Origin of the sequence: Mesorhizobium sp. M1A.T.Ca.IN.004.03.1.1, from assembly GCF_003997555.1 — a bacterium.
GTDB lineage: Bacteria > Pseudomonadota > Alphaproteobacteria > Rhizobiales > Rhizobiaceae > Mesorhizobium.
In genome coordinates, this window is the sequence record NZ_RZTV01000802.1 from 1 (window position 1) to 249 (window position 249).

Below are 249 nucleotides of genomic sequence, written 5' to 3' on the forward strand. Positions count from 1 at the left end.
GCCGCCTGTCCCTTCACCGATTCTCCACGCGCCTCGAAATAGATGCCGGACGCAAGGCACTGCTGCTCTCGGGCGGAAAAGACGCTCGGCGCCAGCACGCTTGCGGCCCAGGCGTGATCGCGCGGGCCGATCTCCGGAACGAAGCTGCCGCTGTCCTGTTCGGTCAGGATGGAATCGAAGGGCGATTGGCGGGCATAGTCGGGTGTGGCCGGTGCATAGGCGGTGGCCAGAACATCGGCCTTGTTGCTG

General features: G+C 65.5%; 1 pseudogene. It reads right to left on the bottom strand.

The annotated features are described in order from the left end of the window. Positions 1–249: pseudogene (locus tag EOD29_RS33875) on the bottom strand (cell wall hydrolase); the annotation flags it as partial.